Genomic DNA, 14,767 nt, shown 5'->3' on the forward strand with positions numbered 1-14,767 from the left:
ACGGGGTGGCGGGACGGCGCGGCGGGTCAGAGGCGCTTCTCGTAGAAGACCCGGGTCAGCCCGTGGTCGGTCGCGCGGTGCGTCTCGACGTAGCCGATCCGCTCGTAGAGCCGCTGGTTCTCGACCATGCTCACGTGCGTGTAGAGCCGCAGGCGCGGCAGGTCGAGCGCGTGCGCGCGGTCCTCGGCGTGCGACAGGAGTGCCCGCCCGATCCCGCGGCCGTGGTGCGACGGGTGCACCGCGACGTTGTCGAGCAGCACCGCGTCGTCCTCGGCGACGAGCAGCAGGAAGCCGACGACCTCGCCGGCGTCGAGCGCCACCCAGGCCTCGGTGGTCGCGACGGCCGCGGCGTAGTCGGCGTCCAGCGGGCCGGGGCGCTGCCCGGCCATCCGGGGGAGGTACGGCGTGTAGGCCGCGGCGGCGACCCGCTCGAGCGCCGCGACGTCGGCCGGCGTCGCCCGGCGCAGGTCGGTCATCGCGCGCCCGGGTGCCGCACGCCGAACCACTGCTCGGCGCCGAACTCCTCGAACCGGTCGGCCTCGACGAAGCCGAGCCGGGCGGCCAGCCGCCGCGAGGCCGCGTTGGCGGTCTGGGTGCACAGCACGACCGGCTCGTCGAAGCGCGCGTCCGCCCAGGCGAGGACCGCCGTGCCGGCCTCGGTCGCGAAGCCCTGTCCCCAGGCCGAGGTCGGTGTGACGTAGCTGAGCTCGAGCTCGCCCCCGTCGGGCGTGACCCGCCCCGGCCGCGCCGGGTCGCGACGGGAGATGCCGAACCAGCCCGCGACGCGTCCGTCGTGCTCGACGACGAACTGGCCCGGCCGGTCGGCGGGCGTCCCGGGCATCTCCGCGTCGAGCGTGGCGCGGTCGCGGCCGCCGCCGGTGAAGCGGTTGACCACCGGGTCGCTGCCGAGGTCGAGGAACGCGTCGCGGTCGCGCGGCGCCGGTGGGCGCAGCAGCAGCCGCTCGGTGCGGATCGGGGCCGGCGGCCAGTCGTCGACCGTGAGAGGCAGCGCCATGCAGGGGAGGGTAGCCACGCGGTCGAACCGCCCGAGAAGTTGCCATCACAACCGGCGTTCCTTCGGCGGATGTCGCCAGTGAGGGTGTGTGATGTGGCGCACTAGTTTGAGGGATCTCGGGCACACACCCCTGCGAATCCGCTGCGAAACCTGGAGGCCTGCATGTCGATGTTCAAGTGGGACGTGGTCGATCCCGCTCCCGGCGAGGCGGTGCTCCCGCACCAGCGGCTGCCGTGGGGCAAGACGATCGGGCTCGGCGCCCAGCACGTGGTCGCCATGTTCGGCGCCACCTTCGTGTTCCCCCTCGTCATGGGGCTCGACGCCAACCTGGCGATCATGTTCTCGGGCCTGTGCACGATCCTGTTCCTGCTCATCGTCCAGAACCGCGTGCCGAGCTACCTCGGCACCAGCGCGTCGTTCGTGGCGTCCGTCGCGGCGATCCGCGCCCTCGACTCGGGCAACGACTCCTCCTACGTCACCGGCGCGATCCTCGTCGGCGGCCTCGTGCTCGCCGCGGTCGGCGTGCTGGTCCACTTCGCCGGCGCCCAGCTGATCCACCGCCTGCTGCCGCCCGCCGTCACCGGCGCGGTCGTCATGCTGATCGGCTTCAACCTGGCCCCGGTCGTGGCGGGCGTCTACTGGCCCCAGGACCAGTGGATCGCGCTGCTCACCGCGGCCTTCATGGTCTTCGCGTCCGTCGCGCTGCCCGGCTTCTGGTCGCGGATCGCGGTCTTCCTGGCGCTGATCTTCGGCTACGTCCTGTCCTTCGTGGCCGACAAGGTGTTCGGCCCGATCACCTCCGTCCTCGGCGGCGCCACCGAGGCCACCGAGCACGACCGCGTCTCCTGGGCCGGCGTCCAGGCGGCCGACTGGATCGGGCTCCCGAGCGGCACCCTCGCGGACGGCGTCTCCGTCGTGCACGCCCCGTCGTTCTCGCTGACCGCGATCCTCCTCGTCCTGCCCGGCGTCATCGCGCTCGTCGCGGAGAACACCGGCCACGTCAAGGCCGTCGCGGAGATGACCGGGGAGAACCTCGACCCCTACATGGGCCGCGCCATCGGTGCCGACGGCATCGCCACCGCCTTCGCCAGCGCGTTCGGCGGCTCGCCCACGACGACCTACGCCGAGAACATCGGCGTCATGGGCGCCACCCGCGTCTACTCGTCCGCCGCCTACTACGTCGCCGCGCTCGTGGCGATCCTGCTGGGCCTGTGCCCGAAGTTCGGCGCCATCGTCAACGCCACCCCCGGAGGCGTCCTCGGCGGCATCACGGTGGTCCTCTACGGGATGATCGGACTGGTGGGTGCGAAGATCTGGGTGGAGAACGGCATCGACTTCGGCAACCCGGTCAACATGGTCGGCCTGGCCGCCGGCCTGATCGCCGGCATCGGCGGCGTCACGCTCACCTTCGGCGACGACTTCGAGCTCGGCGGCATCGCCCTCGGCACGATCCTGGTCATCGCCTTCTTCCACATGGTCAAGGGCCGCGGGGGGCACGGTGCCGGCACCGTGACCCGCAACCTGAGCCACCCCGACTACGACGGCGGCGTCGACGACGCGGCCTCTGGAGGCACCACCACCCGATGAAGCCCGCACCCTTCGCCTACCTGCGACCGACCGGTCTCGAGGAAGCCCTCGCGGCCCTCGCGAAGGAGCCGGGGGCGAAGGTGCTGGCCGGCGGTCAGTCCCTGGTCCCGCTGCTCTCCATGCGGCTGGCCGCGCCCTCGATGCTCATCGACATCAACGCCCTGCCGGACCTCGGCCACGTCACCGCCTCCCGCGAGGGGGACGGGGCCGGGGTCCGGGTCGGGGCCCTCGCCCGGCACGCCCACGTGCTCGCCGACACCGCGGCGGGCGAGGTCCAGCCGCTGCTCGCGCTGGCCCTGTCCCACGTCGCGCACCCGACGATCCGCAACCGCGGCACCACCGTCGGCTCGCTGGTGCACGCCGACGCTGCCGCCGAGATGCCGATGGTGCTGCGCCTGCTGGAGGGCTCGGTCGACGTCGCGTCGGTGCGCGGACGTCGTACGATCCCGGCCGCCGAGCTCTTCGCCGGCCCGCTCGAGTCGACGCTGGCCCACGACGAGATCGCCGTCGAGGCGTTCTTCCCGGCCCTGCCCGCCACCGCGGGCGTGGCCTTCCAGGAGATCGCCCGCCGCCACGGCGACTACGCCCTCGTCGGGGTGGCCGCGGTCGTCGAGCTCGACGGCGACACCGTCGCCCGGGCCCGGATGGGCTTCGTGTCGGTCAGTGACGTGCCGGTCGTCGTCGACGTCACCGACGCCCTCGACGACCCCGCCGCGAAGGCGCTGGCCGAGCTCGAGCCGGCCGAGGACATCCATGCGACCGCCGCCTACCGCGCGCACCTGGTGAAGGTGCTCGCCCCCCGTGTCCTGGCGGCCGCGACCGACCACGCCCGCACCCGGGCAGGAGAGGTGACCCCCGCATGACCACCGAGACCACGGAGCAGCTCCACGACGTGCGCCTGCACGTCAACGGCGCGGTCCACGAGGTCCGGGTGCCCGCGCGGCGCCTGCTGTCCGACGCGATCCGCCACGACTGCGGCCTCACCGGCACCCACGTCGGCTGCGAGCACGGCGTCTGCGGCGCGTGCACCGTCCTCGTCGACGGCGCGCCGGTGCGCTCGTGCCTGATGTTCGCGGTCTCGGCGGTCGACGCCGAGATCACGACGGTCGAGGGCCTCACCGAGGACGACGGCACCGACCGCGGCCGGCTGAGCCCGGTCCAGCAGGCGTTCTCCGACTGCCACGGCCTCCAGTGCGGCTTCTGCACCCCCGGCTTCCTGACCACCATCACCGCCGGCCTGCGCGAGAACCCCGAGCCCACCGAGGACGAGGCCCGCGAGATGATCGCCGGCAACCTGTGCCGCTGCACCGGCTACCAGAACATCGTGAAGTCGGTGCTGCGGGCAGCCGAGATCACCGCCGAGCGCGAGGAGGGGTCCGCGTGACCACCAAGCTCTTCGGCACCAAGGTCGCCCGCGTCGAGGACCAGCGCTTCCTGCGCGGCCAGGGGCGCTACGTCGACGACCTGCTCACCGACGACCCGCGGCTGCTCCACTCCGCCGTGCTGCGCTCGCCGCACGCCCACGCCCGGATCGTCGACATCGACGTCTCCGGCGTGCTCGACGTCGAGGGCGTCGTCGCGGTCTGGACGTGGGACGACCTCACCGACGCGATGGCCGAGCCGCTGCCGCTGCTGATCCCGCACCCGACGCTGACCCACGGCCGCACCCAGTACGCCCTGGCGAAGGACGAGGTCAACTACGTCGGCGAGGCGATCGCCTTCGTCGTCGCCGTCGACCGCTACGTCGCCGAGGACGCCGTGTCGCGGATCCGCGTCGACTACGAGCACCTCCCGCCGGTCGTGGGCATCGCCGCGGCGCGGGCCGCCGAGCGGACCGTCCACGACGACGTGCCCGACAACGTCGCGGCGCGGATGGAGCAGGAGAACGGCGACGCCCGCGCGGCCATCGCCGCCGCCCCGCACACGCTCCACCTCGACCTCGACATCGAGCGCTCGGCCTGCACGCCGATGGAGGGCCGCGGCACCGTCGCGCGCTGGGACCCCGACACCAGCCGGCTGACCGTGTGGTCGTCGACCCAGACCTCCACCGGCGTCCGCGGCTGCGTGGCCGCCAAGCTCGGCCTCGACCTGGTCCAGGTCGACGTCGTCACCCCCGACGTGGGCGGCGGCTTCGGCGTCAAGGTGGTCCACCCGTGGCCGGAGGAGCTGCTGGTCCCGCTCGCCGCGAAGACCCTCGGCCGGCCGGTGAAGTTCACCGAGGACCGGCGCGAGCACTTCATCTCCTCCGCGCACGAGCGCGCCCAGCAGCACGTGGTCGACGTCGGCTTCGACGACGACGGTCGGGTCCTCGGGCTCAACGTGGAGTTCTGGCACGACCACGGCGCCTACACGCCGTACGGCCTGATCGTCCCGATCATCACCTCCACGCAGCTGCTCGGCCCCTACAAGCCGCAGAGCTACCGCGTGGTCTTCGAGTCGCTCTACACCAACACGGTCATCGTCACCCCCTACCGCGGGGCCGGGCGGCCGCAGGGCTGCTTCGTGATGGAGCGGACGATGGACGCGATCGCCGCCTACCTCGGCAAGGACCGCACCGAGGTCCGCAGCGCCAACTTCATCCAGCCCGACGAGTTCCCCTACGAGCACGGCCTGGTCTTCCAGGACGGGCGCGAGCTGACCTACGACTCCGGCGACTACCCGGCGTCGCTGACCAAGCTCAAGGAGCTGGTCGGCTGGGACGAGTTCGAGGACTTCCGCGCCGAGATGGCCGCCCAGGGCCGCCGGGTCGGCATCGGCCTGGCCTGCTACGTCGAGGGCACCGGCGTCGGCCCCTACGAGGGCGCCCACGTGCACGTCGAGACCTCCGGCAAGGTCAAGGTCGCCACCGGCCTCACCACCCAGGGCCAGGGCCACCAGACGGCGTTCGCGCAGATCGTCGCCGACACCCTCGGCGTGCGGTTCGAGGACGTCGAGATCACCACCGGCGACACCCGCAAGATGCCCTACGCGGTCGGCACCTTCGCGTCGCGGGCCGCGGTGATGAGCGGCTCGGCGATCCACCTCGCCGCGCTGCGCGCCAAGGAGAAGGCGCTGCGGATCGCCGCCGAGGCGCTGGAGGCCGACGAGGCCGACCTCGAGATCGTCGACGGCGTGGTGTCGGTGAAGGGCACCGACGCGACCATCGACCTCGGCACCGTCGCGGTGCTGTCCAACCCGCTGCGCTACGCCTTCGACGAGGCGTCCAAGGCCGCCACGCAGTTCTCCGTCGGCGACCCCGGCAAGCCGCCGGTCGCCGAGGACGACGAGCCGGGCCTGGAGGGCAAGGACTTCTACTCCCCGCCGCGCTCCACCTTCGCCAACGGCATGCACGCCGTGATCGTGGAGACCGACCCCGACACCGCCGAGATCACCATCCTCAAGTACGCCGTCGTCCACGACTGCGGCCACCTGATCAACCCGATGATCGTCGAGGGCCAGATCCACGGCGGCGTCGCGCAGGGCGTGGGCGGCGCGCTCTACGAGCGGATGGCCTATGACGAGTCGGGCCAGCTGCTCAACGCGTCGTTCATGGACTTCCTCATGCCCTACGTCACCGAGGTGCCGACCACGATCGACATCGACCACCTCGAGACGCCGTCGCCGCTCAACCCGCTCGGCATCAAGGGCGCGGGCGAGGCGGGCGTGATCCCGTCGGCCGCCGTCTTCGCCGCCGCGATCGAGGACGCCGAGGGCTTCCCGATCACCGCCATGCCCATCTCGCCGTCCGAGCTGTTCGAGCTGCGCCTCGAGCACGCCGACACCCCCTGACCGACCCCGACCGACCGACCGACCTCGAGCTGCCCCCGACCTTGAGCTGACCCCGGTATCTAGGGACGTTCTGGTGGGCCAGAACCCCCTCTTGCCCACCAGAACGTCCCTAGATACCAGCCACCCGTCTGAGGAGACACCCCGTGAAGTTCACCGGAGAGAACGTCCTGAACGCCCCCGTCGAGAAGGCGTGGGACGCCCTGCTCGACCCCGCCGTGCTCGTGCGCACCATCCCGGGCTGCGAGAAGCTCGAGGCGACCGGCGAGAACGCCTACGCCATGACGGTCACCGCGGGCGTCGCGTCGATCAAGGGCACCTACGCCGGCTCGTGCCAGCTCGGCGACCTCGAGCAGCACGAGTCGCTGGTCATGAAGCTCGACGGCGCGGGCGCGCCCGGCACCATCGGCGCGACGGTCCACGTGCGCTTCACCCCCGAGGGCGACACCACCCGGGTCTCCTACGACGCCGACGCGACCGTCGGCGGGATGATCGGCGGCGTCGGGCAGCGGATGCTGACCAGCGTCTCGCGGCGGATGGCGGGCGAGTTCTTCGGCAACGTCGACGCGGCGATCGCCGGCGGTCCGGTCACCGCGACCGTCACCGCCCCCGCCGGTGCGACGGTCGAGCCCGGTGCGCCCGCCCCGGCCGGCGCCGTCTTCACCGCCCCGGCCAAGGCGTCGTCGCCGGTCGGCTCCCAGCAGGACTTCCTCACCGGCGTCGCCGTCGGCGCGGGCCTGGTCCTGCTCGGCGCCGTGGTCGGCGGCCTGCTCGGTCGTCGCCGATGACCGACGTCACCGTCGACTCCACGGCCCGCGACCAGGCCGCGGCGGTCCGGTCGGGGGCGATCTCGGCCGCGGAGCTGCTCGAGCTGCACCTCGACCGGATCGAGGAGCGCAACCCCGAGCTCAACGCGATCGTGTCGCTCGACGCCGAGCGCGCGCGGTCGGCTGCCGCCGTCGCTGACCAGGCGCAGGCGTCGGGGGAGCTGACCGGTCCGCTGCACGGGCTGCCGTTCGCCGTGAAGGACACCCACGCGCTCGAGGGGTGGCCGCACACGTTCGGCTCGCCGGTCTTCCGCGACCACGTCGCCGACCACGACGAGCTGCTCGTCGAGCGCGTACGCCGTGCGGGCGCGGTCTTCGTCGGCAAGACCAACGTGCCGGAGTTCGCCGCCGGCTCGCACACCTTCAACACCGTCTTCGGCGTCACCCGCAACCCGGTCGACCCCTCGCGGTCCGCGGGCGGCTCCAGCGGGGGAGCGGCCTGCGCGCTCGCGGCCGGCATGGTGCCGCTGGCCGACGGCTCCGACATGGGCGGCTCGCTGCGCAACCCGGCGTCGTTCTGCGGCGTGGTCGGGATGCGGCCCTCGCTCGGGCGGGTGCCGGAGTGGCCGCTCTACAACCAGTGGGAGACCACGTCGGTGGGCGGCCCGATGGCCCGCAACGTCGGCGACCTTGCCCTGCTGCTCTCCGTGCTCGCCGGCCCCGACCCGCGCGCCCCGCTCGCGCTCGGCGACCCGGGCTCGTCCTTCGCGCCGCCGCTGGACCCCGCCCCGCTCGCCGGGCTGCGGGTCGCGGCGTCGGTGGACCTCGGCGGCGCCTTCGCGGTCGACCACGCGGTCGCCGACGTCGTACGCGCCACCGCCGCGCGGCTCTCCGACGCGGGCGCCGCGGTGGGCGACGCGCACCCCGACCTGTCGCTCGCCGACGACACCTTCCGCACCCTGCGGGCGTGGCACTTCCAGGCCAAGCTCGGCCGGCTGCTCGCCGAGCACCCGACGTCGTTCAAGCCGTCGCTGGAGGCCAACATCCGCGCCGGTGAGCCGCTCACCGGCGCCGACGTGGCCCGCGGCTACGCCCAGCGCACCGCGCTCTCGGAGACGATGCGGCTGTTCTTCGGCGACCACGACGTGCTGCTGCTCCCGACCTCGCAGGTCCCGCCGTTCCCGGCTGACCAGGAGTTCCCGGCGACGATCAACGGCCAGGGGATGCCCGACTACCTCGCGTGGATGCGCTCGGCCTACTTCATCTCCGTCACCGGCTGCCCGGCCATCTCGGTCCCGGCCGGCACGACGCCCGACGGCCTCCCGGTGGGCGTCCAGCTGGTCGCCCGCCACGGCGCCGACCGCCGGCTGCTCGAGGTCGCCGCGGCGGTCGAGGAGCTGCTCGGCTGAGCTCGCGGCGGTCCAGACCGGGCTGTGCACACAGCTGTGGACAGAGGTGTGGAAACAGTCCGGTGGCTGGGGACGACCGGCCCCGTCCTGTGCACGACGCGCCGGAACCCGCGGTATGTCCGACGAGCTCTCCCGAACCCCTTGTGGCGACGGTCACAGGCGGCGTAGAACTCTCCCTACGCAGCCCCGCAAGGGGAGGCGGGATGGCTCCGGAAGGAGGGTCCAGCACGACGCGGAACCGGTTCGCCGGGGAAGCGGCGCAGGCACCGGGTGATGCGATGGCTGAGGACCCGCACGAGGGAGCGATCGACCGCGAGCATCACCACGACCGGTCACCCCGATGACCGTCCGCCCAGGCGGACCGACATCACCCGAAGGGCCCTTGCCGCTCATACCGGCAGGGGCCCTTCGCCTGTCGCGGCGTGGGGATGCCCCGCACCGGGTCCCCGGCCTGCCACGATGCGTCCATGAGCGCGACGCCCCCGGTGGGACCGGTCCTCGACGAGCAGGAGGTGCCACCGGAGCTGTGGTGGTTCGGCTGGTCCTTCGTGGGGATCGGCCTGGTGCAGCTGCTCGTCCAGGGTGCCAAGGACGACGTGGTGTCGGCGGTCGTGTCCATGGGCCTCAGCGCGCTGGTCGTCGCGTTCTTCGCCGCGGGAGTCGTGCGTGCGCGCGGGGTCCGGCTGGGGGTGGTGGCGACCCTGGTCGGTCTCCTGCCGGTGCTCGCCGTGGTGGCGCTGGTGTACGACCCGACGGCGCTCGGCGCGCTCGAGGCCCTCGTGTCCGGCCTGCAGGCCTGGTTGCTGTGGCGCTACACCCGGACGCCGTGGTTCGCGTGGCAGCGGACGATGCCGACCGGCGGCCCGTCGCTCGCCCCGATCCTCGCCGTCGCCGTGCTGGCGGGCGTGCTGGGCGGGCTCACGGTCACCCAGGAGCCGCAGCCGGGCTTCACCGTCAACCTGTCCGTCGCCGGCACCCCGCACTGACCGGCAACCTCTGCCCAAGGATCACGGTTCCATCGGCAGATCCTGCCGTGGCCGTCGCCACGGCGCCGCGAGTTGAATCGTCCCCATGAGCAACCGGCGGATCAGGATCGGCATCGACACCGGAGGCACGTTCACCGACGTGGTCGCCTTCGACGAGGACTCGGGGGAGCTGGTCACGACCAAGACCCCCTCGACGCCCGGCAACCCGGCCGACGGGTTCATCGCCGGCATCGAGAAGATCCTCGGGATCGTCGGCGCCGCGGGCGAGGACATCACCGCGGTCTCCCACGGCACCACGGTCGCCACCAACAAGCTCCTCGAGGGCAAGGTCGAGGCGCTCGGCTTCATCACCACCGAGGGCTACGAGTTCATGCTCGAGATCGCCCGCCAGTCGGTGCCCGACGGCTACGGCAACTCCTACTTCTGGGTCAAGCCCGACCGGATCGTCCCGGCCGACCGCGTCCGCACCGTCGGCGGCCGGCTCGACTTCACCGGCGCCGAGGTCCGCCCGTTCGACGAGGAGTCCGCGGTCGCCGCGGCCCGGTGGTTCCGCGACCGCGGCATCACCACCATCGGCGTGTGCCTGCTCCACGCCTACGCCAACGACGAGCACGAGCTGCGGCTGCGCGAGATCCTGCGCCGCGAGCACCCCGAGGCCGTCGTGTCGATCTCGAGCGAGGTGCTGCGCGAGTACCGCGAGTACGAGCGGTCGATGACCACGCTGGTCGACGCGGCCGTCAAGCCCAACGTCAGCCGCTACGTGAACAACATCTCCGAGCGCCTGGTGGGGTTCACCGGCAACGAGATCCCGTTCTACGTCATGAAGTCCAACGGTGGCGTGCTGTCGGCCGACGAGGTCGTCCACCAACCCATCACGACCGTGCTCTCCGGCCCGGCCGCCGGCGCCCTCGGCGCCGCGCTGATCGCCAAGGTCGCCGGCTTCCCGAAGATCCTCACGTGCGACGGCGGCGGCACCTCGACGGACGTGTCCGTCGTCCTCGACGGCGAGCCGACCCTCACCACCGAGGGCACCGTCGGGGCGTACCCGAGCAAGATCCCGATGATCGACGTGGTCACCGTGGGGGCCGGCGGCGGCTCGATCGCCTGGCTCTCGCCCGAGGGCACCCTCAAGGTCGGGCCGCACTCGGCCGGCGCCGACCCCGGCCCGCTCTGCTACGCCAAGGGCGGCACCCAGCCGACGATCACCGACGCCCACGTGACGCTCGGCCGGATCCCTCCCCACCTGCTGGGCGGGGAGATCCCGCTCGACGTCGACGCGGCGCGCGCCGGCATCGCCGACCTCGCGGGCAAGCTCGGCGTCGACTTCGAGCGCTGCGCGACGGGCATCCTCGAGATCTCCGCCTGGAACCAGGCCAACGCGCTGCGCCAGGTCAGCGTGAAGCGCGGCCTCGACGTGCGCGACTTCATGCTGACGACCTTCGGCGGCTCCGGCTCGCTGCTGGCCTGCCGCCTGGTCGACATCCTCGACCTCGCCGGCGTCGTCGTGCCGCCCAACCCGGGCAACGTCAGCGCCTTCGGCCTGCTGACCGTCGACGTGAAGAACGACTACGTCCAGACCCACGTCGCCAAGGAGTCCGCGCTGGACCACGCGGCCGTGCAGGGCATCCTCGACGACCTCACCGACCGGGCCCGCGAGGCGCTCGCCAAGGAGGGCTTCACGCCCGAGCAGCACCGCTTCCAGCGCACCATCGACGTGCGCTACGTCGGCCAGGCCTTCGAGGTCCGCGTCGCCGCCCCTGAGGCCAGCGACGGGCAGAGCGTCGACGCGGCCTACGTCGCGCAGGTCGCCGACACCTTCCACGCCGAGCACCGCCAGCTCTACGGCTACGACTTCCGCGGCGACGCCACCCAGCAGGTCGAGTGGGTCAACCTCCGCGTGACCGGCATCGGCCCGATCACCCGCCCGGAGATCCCGACCCTCGACAAGGCCGACGGCAGCGTCGAGGAGCGCGCGGTGCGCGGTCGCCGTCCGGTCTGCTTCGACGCCGACCACGGCTACGTCGACACACCCGTCATCTGGCGCGGCGACCTCGGCGCGGGGGACACGTTCAGCGGTCCCGCCATCGTCGAGGAGTTCGGCTCCACCATCCCCGTCCACCCCGGCTTCGAGGTCGTGGTCGACGACTGGGCCAACCTCGTGATCCGGAAGGAGTCGGGCCGATGACCACCCTGAGCACCGACGTCAGCACCCGCCCCGTCGACCCCGCCTACGTCACCGCGAAGCCGGTCAACCCGGCCGGCCTGCCCACGGCGTACTCCCACGGTGGACGCCTCACCGCCGAGGGCTCGAGCGTCGACCCGATCCTCGTCGAGATCGTCCAGGGCACCCTGGCCAGCGTCGAGATGGAGGTCGAGACCGCGATCGGTCGCACCAGCCGCTCGCCGATGATCCGCGACGCCCACGACTTCCGCGCCGGCATCCACGACCGCCAGCTGCGCAAGCTCACGGGTCGCTCCTACAGCGCGCTCGTGCACCCCATCGTGCGCGACTTCCCGCTGGAGGAGATGCGCGAGGGCGACGTCTTCTTCCACAACGACGTCTACGAGTCGGAGGGCGGCATCGGCCACCTGCCCGACCTCTGCGTCACCGTGCCGGTCTTCCACCAGGGCGAGGTCGTGGCGTTCGTGCAGGCCTTCGGCCACCACGACGACATCGGCGGCGCCTGCCCGGGCTCGATGCCCAGCGGCGCGACGACGGTGTACGAGGAGGGCTTGGCCGTCCCGCCGATCAAGCTGTGGGACGCCGGCGTCCCCAACAAGGCCGCGCTGCGGATCATGACCCGCAACTCGCGGATGCCCGACAGCCTCGCCGCCGACCTCGACGCCGAGTGCTCCGCCTGCCTGATGGGCGCGCGCCGGCTCAGCGAGCTCTTCGAGCGCTACGGCCGCGAGGCGATCGAGACGTCGTTCGACGCGATCCTCGACGCCACGACCGAGACCTACCGCCGCGAGATCCTGTCCAAGATCCCCGACGGCACCTACGTCTGGGAGGACTACGCCGAGCACGACGGCGTCGACGACCCCCAGCTGCACACCCAGCGGATCACCCTGACCAAGGTCAGCGACGCCCCGGCCGACCCCGAGAACGGCCGCCCCGCCGGACCCCGGCTGATCATCGACTTCACCGGCACCAGCGCGCAGGCCAAGGGCCCGATCAACCACTGCGGCGACTACGTGGGTGGCAACTTCCTCAAGAAGTGGCTCGCACCGATCCTGCGCAACCTCGCCGACACCCCGGAGCGGATGGCCGAGCTCGACGTCAACGAGGGCATCGTGCCGCTCATCGAGATGCGCTTCCCCGAGAAGGGCACGCTGCTCACGCCGATCCACCCCGGCCCGACCAACGCCCGCACCTTCGTCATCCTGCGCCTGCTCGGCGTGCTCGCGGGCGTGGTCGCCAAGGCGGTCGACGGCAAGATGCCCGCCGACCAGGAGACCATCCGCTACACCGGCGTCTACGGCAAGGACCTCGAGGGCAACGACTACCTCATGCGCGAGGTCCTCGGCGGCGGCTCCGGCGGTCGCTACTACGCCGACGGCGAGGACACGATCCACGTCGTGCCCGACTCCCGGAACCTGCCGACCGAGTTCACCGAGTCGCGCTTCCCGTTCATCGTCGAGCGCCTCGGCCTCGCCGTCGACTCCGGCGGCGCGGGCGAGTTCCGCGGCGGCCTGGGCTACGAGAAGCAGATCCGGATGCTCAAGGACGCCCACTTCATGTCCATCGCCGACCGCTCGATCCTCGCCTGCTGGGGCGTGCGCGGCGGCAAGGCCGGCGCGCCGTTCCAGGTCGTCATCGACCCGGGCGGCCCCGACGAGCGCGAGGTCGACGCCCTCGCCGACGCCGAGGTGATCCGGGCCGGGCAGGTCGTGCGGATCCGCACCACCGGTGGCGGCGGCTGGGGCGACCCGCTCGCCCGCGACCCCGAGCTCGTCGTGCGCGACGTGGTGTGGGGCAAGGTCTCGGCCGAGGCGGCGCTGCGCGACTACGGCGTCGTGCTGACCGGTGCCCGGGAGAGCGACGACCTCGGCTTCGACGCCGACGCGACGAGCGCCGAGCGCGGCTCGCGGGCGGCGTGGAGCAAGGCCGACGACGCCTTCTTCGACCGCGGCCCGGGCTACGCCACCCTCGCCGCCGGCGCGGCGTCCGCCGAGGTCGACCGGGTCTGAGGTGTCCGTCCAGCGCGTCGCGGTGATCGGCGGCCACGGCAAGACCGGCCGCGCGGTCACCGCCGCGCTGGACGCCCTCGGCGTGGGCACGGCCCCGCTGGGCCGGGCCGACTGGCCCGACCTGGCGTCGGGCGTCGCCGGGTGCGACGCGGCGTACGTCATCGCCCCGAACCTCCACCCCGACGAGCCGGCGTACGTCGCCTCGGTCCTCTCCGCCCTGCGGGACGCCGGGGTCGGACGGGTGGCCTACCACTCCGTCGCGTCGCCCTACGTCCCCGCGATGCCGCACCACCTCGGCAAGGCCGCCGCCGAGGACCTGGTCCGCCGCAGCGGGCTGGCCTGGACGGTGCTCCAGCCGGGGGCGTACCTGCAGAACCTCGACCTCTCCGGTCCGCTCGACCTGCCGTACTCGCCCGACGTGCCCTTCGGGTTCCTCGACCTCGCCGACCTCGGCCGGGCCGCGGCGCTCGTGCTGACCGAGCCGGGCCACGAAGGTGCGACCTACGAGCTCGCTACCCGCGTCGCGACCGTCCGCGAGCTCGCCGACGAGGCCGGTGTGCCGGTGCGGCGGGTGCCCGACCCCGGCACCCACCCGTGGCTCTCGGCGATGTTCGCCTACTACGACGACCACGGGCTCCCCGTCGGCACGAGGGTGCTGGAGGCCCTGCTCGCCCGGGCCTAGGGTGGCGCCGTGACCACGCGTCGCGGTGTGGTTCTGCGCCTGCGAGACGCCGGACGCGTGGGAGACCTGGGTGGTCCACTCCGTCGGCGCCGACGGGCTGGGTTGGCTCCGGTTCGCCGATGCCCGCGAGTCCGACGACGTGCTCGTGGCCGACCGCCTGGTCGGGCTCCACCCAGGCCCGCAGGCGCTTCTGCGGTGGCTGGGCGGCGACGAACCGGACCCGTGGCAGCACATGCACCCTGAGGTCTGGGCATCGGGCGTGGTCGCGGAGCTCCACCGGCGCGTACGCCTCGCGCGGCCCACGCCCTGACCGAGTGGTCCCTGTTGTGTCACGGCCTGTGCCACATCGCGGTCGACCGCACCGC

The 14,767-nt window shown here is 72.8% G+C and carries 13 protein-coding genes; 11 read left to right on the plus strand and 2 right to left on the minus strand.

The annotated features are described in order from the left end of the window. Window positions 1–26 precede the first annotated feature (26 nt). Together LN652_RS19230 and LN652_RS19235 are read right to left on the minus strand one after the other, a co-directional pair. Window positions 27–476, minus strand: a complete 450-nt coding sequence (locus LN652_RS19230; protein ID WP_230442192.1) for a GNAT family N-acetyltransferase — start codon at window positions 474–476, stop codon at window positions 27–29. Beyond that, complete coding sequence (locus LN652_RS19235) at window positions 473–1,015, minus strand: GNAT family N-acetyltransferase (RefSeq protein WP_230442193.1); 543 nt, start codon at window positions 1,013–1,015, stop codon at window positions 473–475. Before LN652_RS19235 ends, LN652_RS19230 begins: the two co-directional genes overlap by 4 nt. 162 nt (window positions 1,016–1,177) lie before the next feature. Here LN652_RS19235 and LN652_RS19240 point away from each other — a divergent pair, with 162 nt between their 5' ends. From LN652_RS19240 to LN652_RS19290, 11 genes are all read left to right on the plus strand, one after another. Further along, entirely contained in the window at window positions 1,178–2,602 is a 1,425-nt protein-coding gene (locus LN652_RS19240) for a uracil-xanthine permease family protein (protein ID WP_230442194.1), read from the plus strand. After that, window positions 2,599–3,465 carry an FAD binding domain-containing protein gene (locus LN652_RS19245; RefSeq protein ID WP_230442195.1) on the plus strand — a complete coding sequence of 289 codons (867 nt, stop codon included), beginning with the start codon at window positions 2,599–2,601 and terminating at the stop codon, window positions 3,463–3,465. The genes LN652_RS19240 and LN652_RS19245 overlap by 4 nt, the downstream gene beginning before the upstream one ends. Beyond that, window positions 3,462–3,986 carry a (2Fe-2S)-binding protein gene (locus tag LN652_RS19250; RefSeq protein ID WP_230442196.1) on the plus strand — a complete coding sequence of 175 codons (525 nt, stop codon included), beginning with the start codon at window positions 3,462–3,464 and terminating at the stop codon, window positions 3,984–3,986. The genes LN652_RS19245 and LN652_RS19250 overlap by 4 nt, the downstream gene beginning before the upstream one ends. Then, the gene (gene cutA, locus LN652_RS19255) at window positions 3,983–6,370 is read left to right on the plus strand and encodes an aerobic carbon-monoxide dehydrogenase large subunit (RefSeq protein ID WP_230442197.1); all 2,388 of its coding nucleotides are present in this window, start codon (window positions 3,983–3,985) and stop codon (window positions 6,368–6,370) included. The genes LN652_RS19250 and cutA overlap by 4 nt, the downstream gene beginning before the upstream one ends. A 143-nt stretch (window positions 6,371–6,513) precedes the next feature. Continuing rightward, entirely contained in the window at window positions 6,514–7,155 is a 642-nt protein-coding gene (locus LN652_RS19260; protein ID WP_230442198.1) for an SRPBCC family protein, read from the plus strand. Then, window positions 7,152–8,543 (plus strand): amidase, encoded by a 1,392-nt coding sequence (locus tag LN652_RS19265; protein WP_230442199.1) that lies wholly within the window; start codon window positions 7,152–7,154, stop codon window positions 8,541–8,543. The genes LN652_RS19260 and LN652_RS19265 overlap by 4 nt, the downstream gene beginning before the upstream one ends. Window positions 8,544–9,010: 467 nt before the next feature. Further along, window positions 9,011–9,529: a hypothetical protein gene (locus LN652_RS19270; RefSeq protein ID WP_230442200.1), complete on the plus strand. Its 519-nt coding sequence runs from the start codon at window positions 9,011–9,013 to the stop codon at window positions 9,527–9,529. 85 nt (window positions 9,530–9,614) lie between these two features. Beyond that, window positions 9,615–11,714: a hydantoinase/oxoprolinase family protein gene (locus LN652_RS19275; RefSeq protein WP_230442201.1), complete on the plus strand. Its 2,100-nt coding sequence runs from the start codon at window positions 9,615–9,617 to the stop codon at window positions 11,712–11,714. Then, entirely contained in the window at window positions 11,711–13,720 is a 2,010-nt protein-coding gene (locus LN652_RS19280; RefSeq protein WP_230442202.1) for a hydantoinase B/oxoprolinase family protein, read from the plus strand. Before LN652_RS19275 ends, LN652_RS19280 begins: the two co-directional genes overlap by 4 nt. Window position 13,721: 1 nt before the next feature. Continuing rightward, entirely contained in the window at window positions 13,722–14,402 is a 681-nt protein-coding gene (locus LN652_RS19285) for an SDR family oxidoreductase (protein WP_230442203.1), read from the plus strand. Between the two features lie 70 nt (window positions 14,403–14,472). Further along, entirely contained in the window at window positions 14,473–14,712 is a 240-nt protein-coding gene (locus LN652_RS19290; protein ID WP_230442204.1) for a hypothetical protein, read from the plus strand. The last annotated feature ends 55 nt before the right edge of the window (window positions 14,713–14,767 follow it).

The organism is Nocardioides okcheonensis, assembly GCF_020991065.1.
GTDB lineage: Bacteria > Actinomycetota > Actinomycetes > Propionibacteriales > Nocardioidaceae > Nocardioides > Nocardioides okcheonensis.